General features: G+C 42.4%; 17 protein-coding genes. 11 read left to right on the forward strand and 6 right to left on the reverse strand.

Features of this window, described 5'->3' with window-relative positions; all coding sequences use genetic code 11:
• Nucleotides 1-75 precede the first annotated feature (75 nt).
• A complete protein-coding gene (locus BLW54_RS07955; protein WP_074733865.1) occupies nt 76-1,545 on the reverse strand; it encodes an aminotransferase class I/II-fold pyridoxal phosphate-dependent enzyme in 1,470 nt (489 codons plus the stop codon).
• A gap of 123 nt (nt 1,546-1,668) precedes the next feature.
• On the opposite strand from BLW54_RS07955, the gene BLW54_RS07960 reads away from it, so the two are divergent.
• Together BLW54_RS07960 and BLW54_RS07965 are read left to right on the forward strand one after the other, a co-directional pair.
• Nucleotides 1,669-2,625: an NAD(P)H-dependent flavin oxidoreductase gene (locus tag BLW54_RS07960; protein WP_074733867.1), complete on the forward strand. Its 957-nt coding sequence runs from the start codon at nt 1,669-1,671 to the stop codon at nt 2,623-2,625.
• Nucleotides 2,626-2,639: 14 nt separating this feature from the next.
• Nucleotides 2,640-2,912, forward strand: a complete 273-nt coding sequence (locus BLW54_RS07965; RefSeq protein WP_035505623.1) for a UPF0223 family protein — start codon at nt 2,640-2,642, stop codon at nt 2,910-2,912.
• Between the two features lie 106 nt (nt 2,913-3,018).
• On the opposite strand, the gene BLW54_RS07970 is transcribed toward BLW54_RS07965, so the two are convergent.
• A complete protein-coding gene (locus tag BLW54_RS07970) occupies nt 3,019-3,660 on the reverse strand; it encodes a YktB family protein (protein ID WP_074733869.1) in 642 nt (213 codons plus the stop codon).
• A gap of 179 nt (nt 3,661-3,839) precedes the next feature.
• Between BLW54_RS07970 and BLW54_RS07975 the strand changes: the two genes are divergently transcribed.
• Nucleotides 3,840-4,028, forward strand: a complete 189-nt coding sequence (locus BLW54_RS07975) for a YkzI domain-containing protein (protein WP_035505618.1) — start codon at nt 3,840-3,842, stop codon at nt 4,026-4,028.
• 319 nt (nt 4,029-4,347) lie between these two features.
• A complete protein-coding gene (locus tag BLW54_RS07980) occupies nt 4,348-5,157 on the forward strand; it encodes an inositol monophosphatase family protein (RefSeq protein ID WP_035505616.1) in 810 nt (269 codons plus the stop codon).
• A 54-nt stretch (nt 5,158-5,211) separates the two neighbouring features.
• On the opposite strand, the gene BLW54_RS07985 is transcribed toward BLW54_RS07980, so the two are convergent.
• The gene (locus BLW54_RS07985; RefSeq protein WP_035505614.1) at nt 5,212-5,394 is read right to left on the reverse strand and encodes a hypothetical protein; all 183 of its coding nucleotides are present in this window, start codon (nt 5,392-5,394) and stop codon (nt 5,212-5,214) included.
• A 128-nt stretch (nt 5,395-5,522) separates the two neighbouring features.
• Here BLW54_RS07985 and BLW54_RS07990 point away from each other — a divergent pair, with 128 nt between their 5' ends.
• Nucleotides 5,523-5,903: a YlaH-like family protein gene (locus BLW54_RS07990; protein ID WP_074733871.1), complete on the forward strand. Its 381-nt coding sequence runs from the start codon at nt 5,523-5,525 to the stop codon at nt 5,901-5,903.
• A gap of 40 nt (nt 5,904-5,943) precedes the next feature.
• Here the strand turns inward: BLW54_RS07990 and BLW54_RS07995 are convergent, their stop codons facing one another.
• Nucleotides 5,944-6,147, reverse strand: a complete 204-nt coding sequence (locus BLW54_RS07995; RefSeq protein ID WP_074733873.1) for a YlaI family protein — start codon at nt 6,145-6,147, stop codon at nt 5,944-5,946.
• 137 nt (nt 6,148-6,284) lie between these two features.
• Between BLW54_RS07995 and BLW54_RS08000 the strand changes: the two genes are divergently transcribed.
• Entirely contained in the window at nt 6,285-6,569 is a 285-nt protein-coding gene (locus tag BLW54_RS08000; RefSeq protein ID WP_074734132.1) for a YbyB family protein, read from the forward strand.
• Nucleotides 6,570-6,606: 37 nt separating this feature from the next.
• Here the strand turns inward: BLW54_RS08000 and BLW54_RS08005 are convergent, their stop codons facing one another.
• Nucleotides 6,607-7,185, reverse strand: coding sequence for a YhcN/YlaJ family sporulation lipoprotein (locus BLW54_RS08005; RefSeq protein ID WP_083391493.1), 579 nt, complete (start codon nt 7,183-7,185; stop codon nt 6,607-6,609).
• An 86-nt stretch (nt 7,186-7,271) separates the two neighbouring features.
• The gene (locus tag BLW54_RS08010) at nt 7,272-7,766 is read right to left on the reverse strand and encodes a molybdopterin-binding protein (protein WP_074733875.1); all 495 of its coding nucleotides are present in this window, start codon (nt 7,764-7,766) and stop codon (nt 7,272-7,274) included.
• Between the two features lie 90 nt (nt 7,767-7,856).
• Between BLW54_RS08010 and glsA the strand changes: the two genes are divergently transcribed.
• The 5 genes from glsA to coxB all read left to right on the forward strand — a co-directional run bounded on the left by glsA (nt 7,857) and on the right by coxB (nt 15,527).
• Complete coding sequence (gene glsA, locus BLW54_RS08015; RefSeq protein ID WP_035505608.1) at nt 7,857-8,786, forward strand: glutaminase A; 930 nt, start codon at nt 7,857-7,859, stop codon at nt 8,784-8,786.
• 79 nt (nt 8,787-8,865) lie between these two features.
• A complete protein-coding gene (locus tag BLW54_RS08020; RefSeq protein WP_392387188.1) occupies nt 8,866-9,147 on the forward strand; it encodes an Fpa/YlaN family protein in 282 nt (93 codons plus the stop codon).
• 195 nt (nt 9,148-9,342) lie between these two features.
• A complete protein-coding gene (gene pyc / locus BLW54_RS08025; protein ID WP_074733877.1) occupies nt 9,343-12,786 on the forward strand; it encodes a pyruvate carboxylase in 3,444 nt (1,147 codons plus the stop codon).
• Between the two features lie 668 nt (nt 12,787-13,454).
• Nucleotides 13,455-14,390: a heme o synthase gene (cyoE, locus tag BLW54_RS08030; RefSeq protein ID WP_035505603.1), complete on the forward strand. Its 936-nt coding sequence runs from the start codon at nt 13,455-13,457 to the stop codon at nt 14,388-14,390.
• Nucleotides 14,391-14,462: 72 nt separating this feature from the next.
• Nucleotides 14,463-15,527, forward strand: coding sequence for a cytochrome c oxidase subunit II (gene coxB, locus BLW54_RS08035; RefSeq protein ID WP_074733879.1), 1,065 nt, complete (start codon nt 14,463-14,465; stop codon nt 15,525-15,527).
• Nucleotides 15,528-15,545 lie beyond the last annotated feature (18 nt).

A 15,545-nucleotide genomic window follows, 5' to 3' on the forward strand; every position in this document is an offset into this window, starting at 1 on the left:
ACAAAAAAGAAGCATACAGAAAGAACCAGACGAGCGAGCGTCTGGTTCTTTCTATTTGTTCAGGAGAACTTTCGTTTATTGAAAAGCCCGTTGTTCACGTATGACTTGAATCGTTTCTAGTGTATCGTCTTCTGGTCCCTGCACAGGGAGACCTGCCTCTACATTTTCCTCAATATAGTGAATATTTTCTTGTGTAATAATTTCACCTGGAATGAAAATGGGGATTCCAGGGGGGTAGACCATTACAAATTCAGCACTGATTCGACCGACGGCCTCTTTTAAGAAAACAGTTTCTGTAGTAGAGTAAAAAGCTTCCCTAGGAGATAAAGATAGCACAGGTATTTCCGGTACTTTCACAGGGATGTTCTCCAGTTCTTCTGTATCGCCTCGTTCTTCGGAAAGTTCTTCCAACGCCTTCACCAAAAGGTCGATCTGTTCTTGGCTGTCCCCTGGTGTAATAAGACACAGGATGTTGTATAAATCAGAGAGCTCGACTTCAATCTTATAATTGTCCCTCAGCCATACCTCTACATCATAACCGGATAATCCAAGTTTTTTAACAGAAATGATAAGTTTCGTTGGATCGAAATCGATGGTAGCGGTACTTGTCAGCATTTCTATGCCCGGGCAATAGATGCCGGAAATTTGGTTAAGTCTGTGACGCGCTTCATCAGCCAACGAAAGAGTATTCTCCATTAATTCCCTTCCATGAATGGCGAGGTGCCTTCGGGCTGCATCAAGACTCGCCAGCAAAATGTAAGAAGTCGAAGTCGTATGAAGCATGGAAAGAATGGACTGAACCCGCTCATGGGAAACCAAGCCTTCCCTTAGATTCAATACGGAACTCTGAGTTAAGGACCCTCCGAGTTTATGGACACTCGTTGCAGCCATATCTGCACCTGCCTGCATGGCCGAAAGGGGAAGACGCTTATGGAAATGGATATGCACGCCGTGCGCTTCATCGACCAGAACAGGAATATCAAAACGGTGAGAAATCCTCACGATTTCTTTTAAGTCACAAGAAATACCGAAATAAGTCGGGTTAATTACCAGTAACCCTTTAGCATCAGGATGAGCTTCACAAGCTTTCTTAACAGCCTCTGAAGTGATTCCATGAGAAATCCCGAATCGATCATCCAATTCTGGGTGAATAAAAACAGGCTTCGCACCTGAGAAAATAATGGCAGTCGTCACAGACTTATGAATATTTCTCGGAACAATGATTTTATCACCAGGATGACAGACACTCATAATCATTGTCATAATCGCACCTGAAGTCCCTTGAACAGAGAAAAAGGTATAATCCGCGCCAAATGCCTCTGCTGCAAGGTCTTGCGCTTGTTTGATCATTCCTTGCGGGTGATGAAGGTCGTCAAGGGGTTCAATATTAATCAAGTCAATGGACAAAGCGTTTTCACCGATGAATGAGCGGAATTCCTCATCCATTCCTTTGCCGCTTTTATGTCCTGGGATATGAAAAGGAACAGGATTTTGATCTCTATGTTTTTGTAACCCTGTAAACAAGGGGGTTTCGTGTTGGTTCATTCGTGTTTCCACCTCTTTAAATTAGAAAAGCAAATGAATTATAGCAGGTTCCTTTCTAACTGGCTAGTCTTTTGTGTATCCTTTTTCTAATCATGATAAAATGAATGAAAGGGAGGGATGCAAGTGGAATGGAATACACGTGTTACAAAATTGTTGGATATTACATACCCCATCATTCAGGGCGGGCTCGCTCACTTAGCCTACTCGGATTTAGCAGCAGCTGTTTCTAATGCTGGCGGGCTTGGTCAACTGACAGCCATGAGTATGGAGGGACCCGAACAGTTAAAAGAGGAGATTGTTAAAATAAGAGAGAAAACCCGGCAACCGTTCGGAGTCAACTTCGCCATCGGCCAACATGGCCGTCCTTTTGATGAAATGGTCCAAGTAGCGATTGACTTGGAAGTGCCGGTCATATCAGTCACAGGAGGGAACCCGGCCCCTGTTCTGAAACGTGTGGAAGGGAAAGGGATAAAGACACTCGTGCTCGTCGCTGCCCGCAGACAGGCCGTGAAAGCAGAGGAGCTGGGAGCGGATGCGGTTATGGTTGTTGGTCAAGAAGGCGGCGGCCACCTTGGGCGTGATGATGTCGGAACCTTTGTCCTGACTCCACAAGTGGTGGATGCCGTGGATATCCCTGTCATCGCATCAGGTGGTATAGGGGACGGCCGTGGATTAATGGCTGCTCTTGCCCTTGGAGCGGATGGAGTTGAAATGGGAACCCGCTTTATTGCAACGAAAGAATGCGTCCATGCCCATCCTGATTATCAAAAAGCACTGGTGGAAGCTGATGAAACATCTACAACGGTTATTAAACGGAGTTTGAAAGCACCTGCTCGTGCCTTGAAAAATAATTGGACCCATCGTATTTTAGAAATGGAAGCCCAACAAGTCGGTTTTGAAGGCTTGAAGTCCTATATCAGCGGGCAGGCGAATAAAAAGTTTATCCATGATGGACTACAAGAATATGGATTCGGTTGGGCTGGTCAGGTGGCATCACGAATCCAGGATGTTCCGACAGTTTCTGAACTGTTCAAACGGATGCTTTCAGAAGCGGAAGCCATTCGGGGGCATTGGAGCTAATAAGGAGGAGAAAAATGAGTTACACCTATCCCATTGATGAAGTATATTGGACAAAAGAAGAAATCATTGATGTTGTCAATTTTTATAGTATGGTCGAACAGGCCTATGAAAATGGTGTGGATCGTGATGAGTTGATGTTAGCCTATACACGATTCAAACAAATCGTCCCGTCCAAGAGTGAAGAAAAGACGCTTTGCGGGCAATTTGAAAAAGAGTCAGGCTACTCCTGCTATCAAGCTGTCAAACAGGCGAAATCACTCACTAAAGGGGATAAAGTAAAAATGTAAACGAAAGGCGCAGCCAATAGGTGCGCCTTTTTTTATGGTCTATGAGTTGAAGAGGGGAGCCTCCTGTCTATGCGTAATCAATAATCTTGATAGGAGCTCGCCGAGATTATTCCCGTTCTATTTGTTTCGTATAGCGGTATAAGGGTTCCAAAGTTTGGAAGGTTTCTTTGCACAAGGCTAAAAATGATTCTGGATCCTTCAGACGTTCATCCCCGCGTTCAATATTTCTTCCGCATAAAATTTCTGCTTTTTTAACGGATTTCAGACGTTCGGTCATGCTCAAGTACTTGTCCTCGTCTACTTTGGAATGGGGGATGCTGTCAGGCTTCATATGATCCACCGACCAGACAAAATCTTCCGGAATATGTTGGAGCACCTCATTTTTGTGCTGTTCCAATTCAAAGGCGAAATCCTTTTTAATTGGACTTTCATAAATGACAGCAAACCACAGGAAGACATGAGTTTCCCATAAGCCAATTTGAAAGTGGGGAAGCTTTTTGTACCCACGTTTATTAGAAGCAAGCGCTGCCCATGTGTCGTTAGGCGGGTTTGTTTTTCTGCGTGCATGTTTGGCCACATGTACAAACATCTCATCCCCTGTCATCGCCGTTACATCAGGGGCTAGTTCAGTTGCTAGAGCATCAAGTTTTGGAGAAACGCGTTCTCTTAATGCCTCCATTCTATTTTCAAGTCCGGGAATGGAAAATACGTCAAAGTCTTCTTGGGTAAATCCTTTAAATGTCGTCATTCTATCACCTCTCGATTTTCTCGCCCCTTATTTTACCACAACATTTCTTCCTTACTAAGTCATGTGTTCGAGGGTTTGAATGGAGTAAAAATGGGTTACATATTAAGTAATCTAATTGAAACTTCTGCTCCAATCGACACATATATATAGAGTAAGGATTTGAAAGGGAGGGATTGGCAGTGAAACATGTCATGGAAGCATTGCGTAAAAGAGAAGCTGAAGAGAAGCTCCCGGTAATCCGTATGGAAATTGATTACGAATTGGTAACTTTGCATGATGCAATGATCGCCGGGGACGTCGAACAAATGAAGAAAACAAAAAGAAGGCTCTCTGAACTTCGTAAGCAATTGATTGAATGGTCTTTATAAAAGCGAGCAACAATAAAGTTGCTCGTTTTTTTTGTAGGTTTTTAGATGAAGTATCTTTCCTGCGTAGGAACTGGCAAGCTTTTGCGGGCTAAAGCCCTGTGGGATGGACATGACAGGTGAGGTCCCGGAAAACGAATAATTTCCCGGACCTCCAAACACTGTCTAACATAGTGGGAATATCCTCATCATCTGAAAATGAGTATTCTGGATAAAGGGGCTTATTTGGAAGAGTGGTTATGAGGGGAGTTGCACTTTTGATGAAATATTGTTTAGGTTTTGATACGATAAAGGATAAGACTGATAAAAGGGGTACGATGTTATGGATCAACAGAAAAAGAACGAGATTTTTGATCATGCAAAAGCTTGGATCCTGGAAGCTGGTGAACGGATCAAATCGAAAATTGATTCGCCTCGATCCATTGAAACAAAATCCAACCCGAACGACCTGGTCACGGAAATGGACCAGGAGACAGAACAATTTTTCGCCCAAAAAATTAACGAAACCTATCAAGACCACTATTTATTAGGAGAAGAAGGATTCGGTGATGAAATAGAGGATCTTGGCGGAACCGTCTGGATTGTTGATCCGATTGACGGAACGATGAACTTTGTGCATCAAAAGAGGAACTTTGCCATCTCCATCGGAATTTATTATGAAGGAGTAGGTGAGATCGGCCTCATTTACAATGTAATGGAAGAAACTCTTTATACAGCCAGACGAGGAGAAGGGGCATACAAAAATGAGCATAAACTTCCCATGCTCGATGAAGAGCGTCCTTTAAGTGAATCCATTCTAGCCCTTAATACATCATGGATGATTCCAGAAAATCCTCATGTCGAACATCAAGGAATGCAGGACCTTGTGAAGAAATTAAGAAGTACCCGATCGTATGGGTCCGCAGCACTGGAATTCGCATTTGTCGCAGAAGGGCTTTTGGATGGTTACTTAACCATGACTCTCATGCCTTGGGATTATGCCGCGGGTAGTATACTTGTTCGTGAAGTAGGTGGAATCGTTACCCGGGCCGACAGGGAAGAACTAGACCTTCTAAATAAAACCACTGTGCTCGCAAGCCGGCCGAATATTCATGAAGAAATATCTACTGGATATGTTCGTCTGAAGAAATAAAAGAAAGCGACCTTTTGGGGAAGGTCGCTTTCTCCATGTTTTTTACATAGCCGGTCAAGACGTTTGTTGTTGGTGCTTCCGCTTCCTTCTGAGACCTACGCTCATGAGCGCAAACCCTAAAAAGAAAAGTACCCCTGCCAGCCAGAATATCTCCTGCCCGATGGCAAAGCCGACAGCAACAAAGGATAATATAACCAGACTTGCTAACAAGGCTGTATTCATATGGAAATTTTTCATAGGCTCACCTCAATTCAAGTCTATTATAAAGGATTTGTCTAAATAATGAAAATGGTTTCACGGGTAGCATCCGTGAAGCCTTTCTAGTATCATAGAAAAAGAATAGGGTAATCATGAGGAGGAACATCATGAACGATATGTCCACATTACCGGTCCCAACGGATTTATGGCCTGTGGCTGATTTCTTTTTCCGAGGATTTGGTAGTGAAGTAAATTTAAATGATGAAAGCGAAGTTTCCATGTTATTTCGCTCTTTCATGCTTTTATACTTAACGACGGTCATTCTGGCCATCCTTACATTTAAACTTGGTTTTGCAAGAAAATTACCTTTAATGAAGACCATTGTGGTCTATGGTGTATTAATTATTGGAACGTTTGTATTGACGTTGATTCTTGGTTTAAATTTACCGATTCCGGAAAGCCTGTTTGTTGCGGCCTTGATTCTTGGAATTTACAGGCTGAGGCTCCATAAAGAACGAGGGGCCAGGCAGCAGAATGAGTCCTCATAACATCAAACCCCCTTCCTGACCGCGGAAGGGGGTTTTCCTATCAACTTAAATGCTTTTCTTTTTTTCGTTCTCTGTTAAAACGGAAGTCTCCTGTGGCTAACCGTTTTTTTGTGTTCTCTTCTATACGATCATGACAGGATTGACACATGTACGTGTGAATCCTGCGATTCCTCAGACGTTTTGCTTGTAGGCAATAGCTCTCTATTTTTTCTATTTTATCGCAAATAACGCATTGTACACGCATCTTTTTCACCTCTATTTTTCCATTCGATTACATATAGTTTAACATATTCTATTTTTTATAAATAGATGAACTTTTCACGTTTGAGGTGTTTAAAGTTGGGGAACTGTAATGACAGAAGTTCAGGAAAGGATGATATTATGAGAAAGCGTTGGATCTTTACAGCTGTAGGAGCAGTAGCCGGAGGAACACTTGCTTATTTCATGAAAGATGAGGACACGCGTAATCAAATGAAAGACAAAGCAAAATCTATCCAGGATAGTTTTGGGAAATCGGACGACCTGCCAATTGAAGAAGCTGGTCAACCAGAAACGGACAGCTTAGATAATTCAGATATGGTAGCGGAAGGGTCTCAGTTCGGTGTTCAATATTATAATGAATTAACGGAAAAAGAAAGAGAAATTCTTGAGAAAAGTAACAGCTAAATCCTTACGAGGATTTAGCTGTTTTTTTTCTTTTCGTTTATTCTTGTTTCGATTGGTCCTTTTCAATTTTTTCAAGCTCTTCTTTGTCCTCTTTAGGGACCGAATCCTGGTTTTTATTTGAGTTTGGCTGTTCTTCAACTGAACCACCTGGCATATACCGGGAAACAATTTGACTCAGTTCATCTGTCACTGCTTCGACAGGATGACCTTCTGATATTTTTTGACCAAGACCGCGTAATCGTTCAACGCCATCAGCATCAGCAACAACCGTTGCTTGTTTTCCATATGGATCGTGCTTCAAAGCTTCACCGACGGAATATTTGACTACTCCTACACGGGAGCGGTCAAGGTCTTTATCGACATCAATGCCAACGACAACATATTGGCCAAGGACGATTGCGGTTGCATCATGAACATCGGGAACCTGTACGGCTAATTTAGCTAGGTGACGGGCTGCTTGCTGGTTGCTCATGTCTTTCTTTTCTACAGGATCTGAATCAGTCACATATTTCAACTTTGGATCGTTCTGCCGCTCTTGAAGGAGCGACTCTTCACCGCCATTTTGCTGGCAGGCAGCTAATAATAAAAGGGTTGTAGACAATAATAACTTTTTCAAAGGAACCACCACTTTTTTTTATTTATAGCCTGCGTCAGCTTGAAGATAATATACAAAGAGGACAGCTTTAAAAGCTGCCCATTTGTTTACTGTAATACAATTTTCTTAATTCCTTTGATCGGCGCGGACTGGTTAGAACCGTCCTTAAAGTAAAGATGAACAGGCCCTTTTTCTTGTAATGGTTTTCCATCCTCAGCAAACAAGAGGAGGGAATCAGCTAATTCTTCGGCATCAATGGTTTCTTCACCATTGTCTGTGACAAGAATTGCTCTTTTGACATCCGGAGCTGGTTCACTCGTATGTAAGAAAGGTTGTAACGGCATGAGGAATGTGCCTTTGAGAATCCGTTGTTTTTCATAACGATTGATACTTTTATTGACGGGCGGGTTAATTTTTTGCTGGTAAACTTCTCTGTCAAAACGCGTGGACTGCCGTTTTAATTCATCTTCCTCTGTGAATTCTGGTTTTATTTCCTCTCCTTCAAAAACTTCAGAAAAAGTTTTTTTTCTGTCGTCAAAGATCCAAACCGTCGGATCAAGGGTGATCGGGAACTTTACATTACCTGCTATTTGGACAATCATGGCTGAGGCCACCTTTCGAATAGTAAAAAGTCACTCATTCAAAATCATAGCAAAAAATGAATTCGATTTCATTAAAGGAGGCTGATTCCATTGATAAAAGATATATCAGAAAGTGTTTTAGAAGCCTGGCTTGAGAATGTTCGGTCATATGCTCATGATGGTCAAGTGGCCAATTACATTCCCGCATTATCCCGAAGTAACCCTGAAGATCTTGCGGTCGCCATTCATTACCTGGATGGCGATACGGTAGAAGCAGGGAAGACAGAAGTGAGGTTTACCCTTCAAAGTATATCGAAGGTAATCTCCCTAGCGTTAGCACTTATGGATAATGGAGAAAATTATGTGTTTGATCGTGTAGGCATGGAGCCTACAGGTGATCCGTTCCATTCCATTTATCGCTTGGAACAGAGCCCCACAAAGCCGCTTAATCCTATGATCAACGCAGGGGCACTAGCTGTAACGAACATGATTCATGGGGACACACCAGATGAAAAAGTGGGCCGTCTGCTTAGCTTCATCCATGAATTGACAGATGATCATTCGATTAAATATAACGAGGAAGTCGCTGTATCCGAATTTGAATCGGCATTTTTAAACAGAGCCCTTCTTTTTTATATGAAGCAGCACCAAATTGTCACAGGGAGTGTGGAAGAAACCCTTGATGCGTATACCAAGCAGTGTGCTATTGAAGTGAATGTGTGCCAACTTGCCCGCATGGGAGCATTGCTGGCGAATGGCGGGCAAGACATTCAGTCAGGGCGGAGGATCATCCCGAAACATCTGGCCCGGATTTGTAAGACATTTATGGTGACTTGTGGAATGTATGATGCTTCTGGTTCGTTTGCAATTAAAGTAGGAATTCCCGCTAAAAGTGGAGTCTCAGGTTCTGTCTTAGCCTCTTTAAACGAATTTGGCGGCATCGCGGTTTATGGCCCCAGTCTTGATGAAAAGGGAAATAGTGTTGTCGGACTCCGCTTGCTTGAAATCCTCTCGAACCGTTATGACCTGTCAATCTTTTGAGATACTTATTCCATCTTGCAATTTATCGAGTTAAACGATAAGATGATTAAAAGAATGACTTGTATATGGAGGGGATTTTATGTTGTCTGATGTGGCTGTGGATCATCGAGAGAAAGCCTATGCCCTTCTAAAAGCTGACGCTGATAAAATATTAAGGTTGATAAAAGTACAGATGGACAATTTGACTATGCCTCAATGTCCACTTTACGAAGAAGTTTTAGATACACAGATGTTTGGATTATCCCGCGAAATCCATTTTGCGGTTCGCTTGAATTTAATCAGCGACGAAGAAGGAAAAGCCCTTTTGGATAACCTTGAGAAACAATTGAACGTTTTACATGAGGCTGCACAGGAATCCTAATATAAGAACTCAAATTGCGACAGGAAATGTTGTAATTTGAGTTCTTTTTTTGTTTCTAAAGATCTCCCTGTTTAACGTGAAACTTTATTTTCTCTATCAAAATTGTCAGATTAGAAGGAATTTTGGAACAGAATAGAGAAACCTTATAGAAGCACGTTCAAATTCCTAAAACACAGACAATCAGGGAGTGGAATTATGGCAAATGTGAAAAAAATCAACAAAGTTTTAGTTGCAAATCGTGGTGAAATTGCTATACGAGTCTTTCGAGCCTGTACCGAATTGAACATTCGTACAGTCGCTATCTATTCACAAGAAGATACAGGCTCTTATCACCGTTATAAAGCAGATGAAGCCTATTTGATCGGGGAAGGGAAAAAGCCGATCGATGCCTATTTGGATATTGAAGGAATTATTGAAATAGCTAAAAGTGTAGACGTAGATGCTATCCATCCTGGTTATGGGTTCCTATCTGAGAACATTCAATTTGCCCGTCGTTGTGAAGAAGAAGGCATTACCTTTATCGGACCAACGAGTGAACATTTGAATATGTTCGGCGATAAAGTGAAAGCAAGAGATCAGGCCGTACAAGCCCATATCCCAGTTATCCCTGGTAGTGACGGTCCTGTCAGTGGATTGGATGAAATACGGGAGTTCGGTGATCAGCATGGTTACCCGCTCATGATAAAAGCAGCCATGGGAGGCGGCGGCCGCGGAATGCGTGTAGTTCGAAGTGCGGCCACTCTGGAAGAATCTTATGACAGAGCTCGCTCAGAAGCACAAGCAGCTTTTGGTAGTGATGAGGTTTATGTTGAAAAGCTTATTGAAGAACCCAAACATATAGAAGTGCAGATTATCGGAGACATGGACGGAGAAATTGTGCACTTATATGAACGGGATTGTTCTGTTCAGCGAAGACACCAGAAAGTCGTTGAAATAGCCCCGAGTGTCAGCCTGAATGATGAAGTGAGAGAGGCGATTTGTCAAGCAGCTGTCAAACTTATGGATAATGTGAAATATATCAATGCCGGCACCGTGGAATTTCTTGTCACGGGGGACGAATTTTACTTTATTGAAGTCAATCCACGTGTCCAGGTAGAACACACGATCACGGAAATGATTACAGGGGTGGACATTGTTCAGACACAGATTCTAGTTGCCCAAGGATATGGTTTGCATAGCAGCCGTATTGGAATTCCGACCCAAGAGGATATTTATACACATGGGTATGCCATTCAGTCTCGTGTGACGACAGAGGATCCATTAAATAATTTCATGCCAGACACAGGGAAAATTATGGCTTACCGTTCTGGAGGCGGCTTTGGTGTGCGTCTGGATGCAGGGAATGGATTCCAGGGTGCGGTTATTTCGCCGTACTATGATTCCTTGCTCGTTAAGCTGTCTACATGGGCCCTTAGTTTTGATCAAGCTGCGCATAAGATGGTCAGAAATTTGAAAGAATTCCGGATCCGCGGCATCAAAACAAATATTCCTTTTCTTGAAAATGTCGTACAGCATAAGCAATTCCTTTCAGGTGAATACGACACGACATTTATCGACCGCTCTCCAGAATTATTCGTTTTTCCAAAACGAAAAGACCGTGGTACAAAAATGCTATCTTATATTGCTGACCGCACCATCAATGGATTTGAGGGGTATGGAAATAGAAAAAAACCTACTTATTCAAAACCGAGAATTCCTGACATTAAACACTCCGCTCCGATGCCGGAGGGGACGAAACAGATTCTGGATGAAAGGGGACCCGAAGGCCTCGCGAAATGGGTGAAAGAACGTCATGAAGTTCTTCTGACCGATACGACCTTCCGGGATGCCCATCAGTCGTTGCTGGCTACTCGGGTAAGAACGAAGGATTTAGAAAATATTGCTGGACCGACGGCACGATTGCTTACCGAACTTTTCTCCCTTGAGATGTGGGGCGGGGCTACATTTGATGTATCATACCGTTTCCTAAATGAAGACCCTTGGGAACGTTTATTAAAACTGAGAACAAAGGCACCGAATGTCCTTTTTCAAATGTTGTTGAGAGCTTCGAATGCCGTAGGGTATAAAAACTATCCAGACAACGTCATTCGTGAATTTGTAGAAAAAAGTGCAAGCGCTGGCATTGATGTTTTCAGGATCTTTGACAGTCTCAACTGGGTGGAGGGCATGAAACTAGCGATTGATTCTGTGCGCGAAAGTGGAAAAGTTGCGGAAGCGTCGATGTGTTATACAGGAGACATTCTTGATACTGGTCGGCCAAAATATGATCTCGCTTATTATAAACAACTTGCCATGGAACTTCAGGATGCAGGAGCTCACATCTTAGGCATTAAAGATATGGCCGGTTTGATGAAACCGGAAGCTGCCTTTCAGTTGATTTCCACATTAAAAGAGACCATCGATATTCCTATTCACCTGCACACTCATGATACAAGTGGGAATGGATTGTTTACTTATGCTAAAGCGATTGAAGCAGGTGTGGATGTCGTCGATGTAGCGACAGGATCGATGGCTGGGTTAACTTCACAGCCAAGTGCTAACAGTCTTTATTATGCTCTTGAAGGAAGTGAACGCAAACCAAATGTAGATATCCAGGCGTACGAGGAACTGGGACATTTTTGGGAAGATACTAGAAAATACTATCAGGATTTTGAGAGCGGCATGGTGTCTCCCCATACCGAAGTGTATGAACATGAAATGCCAGGAGGGCAATATAGTAATCTCCAGCAGCAAGCGAAGGCTGTTGGACTTGGTCACCGCTGGGATGAAGTAAAAACAATGTACCGCCGAGTGAATGATATGTTTGGGGATATCGTTAAAGTAACCCCTTCCTCCAAAATTGTTGGGGACATGGCCTTATACATGGTGCAAAATGATTTGAATGAAGATGATATCTATGAGAAAGGGGAATCACTTGATTTTCCTGACAGCGTGGTAGAATTTTTCCAAGGGTATCTCGGACAGCCATATGGGGGCTTTCCTGCAGAACTCCAACGAATTATATTGAAAGGACGCGAGCCCATATCCGTCCGCCCGGGAGAACTGCTGGAACCTGTCGATTTCAATAATCTTAAAGAAACATTATTCCATTCATTGAACCGGCAAGTCACTAGTTTTGATATGATCAGCTATGCTCTTTATCCGAAAGTATTTATGGATCACCATAAATTCTGTGAACAGTATGGAGACATGTCCGTACTTGATACACCTACCTTTTTCTATGGAATGAGGCTCGGGGAAGAGATCGAAGTCGAGATTGAACAAGGGAAAACGTTAATTGTCAAACTTGTTTCTGTCGGCGAGCCCCAAATCGATGGTACACGGACGGTTTATTTTGAATTAAACGGTCAGCCTCGGGAAGTTGTAGTTAAGGACGAGAATGTAAAAGCAACTGTCCAGCAAAGACCAAAAGCAGACAAGTCCAATAATAGACATATTGGAGCGACGATGCCGGGTACCGTTATTAAAGTACTGACAACGAAAGGGGAAAAAGTGAAAAAGGGTGATCATCTCATGATTACAGAAGCCATGAAAATGGAAACGACCGTCCAGGCTCCGTTTGATGGGGTCATCAAGGATGTGTATGTGGATAATAATGAAGCCATTCATGTTGGTGACTTGTTGCTTGAATTCGAATAAACTTGCTTGGCTAAAGCGTGTGAACCACTGAGGTTTGCACGCTTTTTTTGATAGCGTTTTTGAAGAAGTCTCAGAGTAACAATCTTCGAGTTTTTTGGGGGAAGGATTCACGAAACGTTCACACTCCGGATTTCTGAAGGGGAAATGAAAGAAGTAAGATAGAAGAGAGCTGGAGGATACGCACCAGGACAGTTACGAGAACTTTAACTGATGATGAAAAGAATCCTCCATATGAACGGCAGGTCCCCGTGTCCTTTCGAATGCCCATTACCATTTAAGTAAGAGCCACCCCCTTAGGAAACACGATTTTTGTCAAAAAACAATCTGTAAAAAACGTGAAAAAAACTTGCAATGTTTGTCAGTGTTTGCTAGAAATATAAAGGTGTGCTCTTCTAATGGCTCTTGAAAACTAAGCTCATTCTAGGAATAAGCGTTAAATTTTTGAAGAATGGTAGATACTAAAGAAAGTGGTGTTTCACAAAGTTGTCACAAAAGAATAAAATTGTCGAGTTTAAATAGATACAATAACAATTACGTGATATAATTATTTTGATGTTTCTTGTCATCTTACTATGTGGCAAGTGTGGAAACACCCCTCAGTGAAAGGTCATTGTCATTTGATTGATAAGCTCTTGTATTGAGGGAGGTAGAAGGAGGAAGATATAACGATGGACAATCCAAGAACAGTCGAATCTGCTTCTACAGAAATGATCCAAAAAGAAACCAATGGCCATTCTTTGTTAGCTGATATAAAGAGCTTGATCAAAGTCGGTATCATTAACTCTAATTTAATTACTACTTTCGCTGGATTTTGGCTGGCGCTCTATTATACGGGAACATCCTTTATTGATGAGTGGGTCACATTTCTACTGACAATGCTCGGAACCGCTTTCGTAATTGCCGGCGGTTGTATTCTTAACAATTGGTATGACAGAGACATTGATCCGGTGATGTCACGGACGAGCAGTCGTCCAACAGTGACAGGAACGATGTCTTTATCATTTATAAAAACATTGGGGATCAGTATTTCAATTATAGGATTTGTCACTTTGCTTTTAACTACATGGCAGGCAGCCGTGTGGGGGGCATTTGGTTGGTTTGTCTACGTTGTGCTTTATACAATGTGGTCAAAAAGGAAATACACCATCAATACAGTAGTTGGCAGTTTCTCCGGAGCTGTACCACCCCTGATTGGATGGTCTGCGATCGACCCTGGGCTTCAATTGGAAGCAATAATCCTGTTTCTTATTATGTTCATTTGGCAAACGCCTCACTTTTTGGCTTTGGCAATGAAAAAGAAAGATGAATATAAGGCTGCTGGGGTTCCCATGTTGCCAGTTGTTCATGGATTTGAGATGACAAAACGGCAAATTGTTGTATATGTCGCATGTCTCCTTCCATTACCGATATACTTAGCTTCACTAGGAACAATCTTTCTTGTGATCGCCTATGTACTTTCCATCGGCTGGCTGGCTCTAGGAATTGCAGGTTTCTTTATGAAAGATGATTACAAATGGGCGACATGGATGTTCATTTTTTCATTGAACTATCTGACGATCATGTTCTTTATGATGGTCATCGTCACATTGCCATTCCCATTTTAAAGAACTGACCTCTACCTTAGAGGTCAGTTTCTAAAATAAAAATGTATTTCAATAGAAAGAGAGGTATCACGCATGAGAGGTTGGATGGGTAAATTCCGTTCACTATTCTTATTCGGTGCTCTTACCATGCTCCTTACCGGTTGTGGTATTGAGAACATTAGTGCATTGAAACCAAAAGGGTATGGCTCGGAATTATTGTTTGATCTTATGTTGATCAGTATTGCGATTATGATTTTCGTTTTCGTAATTGTTATGGCCATTTATGCTTTTGTTCTTCTCCGTTATCGAGAGAAGAAAGGGCAGGAACACATCGTTCCAAAACAAACAGAAGGGAACAAAGCATTGGAAGTGATTTGGACAGTCATTCCAATCATCCTGTTACTAGTTTTAGCCATCCCTACTGTTCAGGCGACCTTCGACCTTGCCGACCAATCGACGCAAGAGGATGAAGGTGTAATTACGGTGGATGTCACAGGTAATCAATATTGGTGGCAGTTTGACTATTCAGGTGAAGAAATATCTACTAGTCAGGAACTCTACATCCCAACAAATGAAAGGGTATACTTAAACATGAAATCCAGTGATGTAATCCATTCCTTCTGGGTCCCGGCTATTGCAGGGAAAATGGATACCAACCCTGGAGAAAACATGAACACCATGTACTTAGAAGCTTATGAAGAAGGCGTTTACGAAGGGTTTTGTGCAGAACTTTGCGGACCTTCACACTCGTTGATGTATTTCAAAGTTGTCGCTGTCAGCCCGGATGAATATGAACAATGGGTGGAAGACATGAAGAATATCGATCCTGAAGCGACACCTGAAACAGCATCCGCTCAAGAAGGCCAAGAGTTATTTAACAATAATTGCATGAGCTGTCACGCAATTGGTGGCGCGTCAGCTGGTGTGGGACCAAACTTGGGTAACTTCGGGAACCGTGAAAAGATTGCCGGGATCTTGGAGCCATCCAAAGAAAATCTCGTAGAGTGGATTGTACATCCGGACGAGGTCAAACCTGGCAACCAAATGCCATCTGAATTAGTCACGGAAGAAGAAGCAGGTAAGATTGCTGATTATCTATTAGAATTGCAGCACTCGGATGTAGGTCAGGATCTTCCAGTGCAAAGTGTTGAAGAGTAATTATGAGAAAGAGGTTGA

This window comes from Halobacillus karajensis (assembly GCF_900108515.1).
In the GTDB taxonomy this organism is placed as follows: domain Bacteria; phylum Bacillota; class Bacilli; order Bacillales; family Halobacillaceae; genus Halobacillus; species Halobacillus karajensis.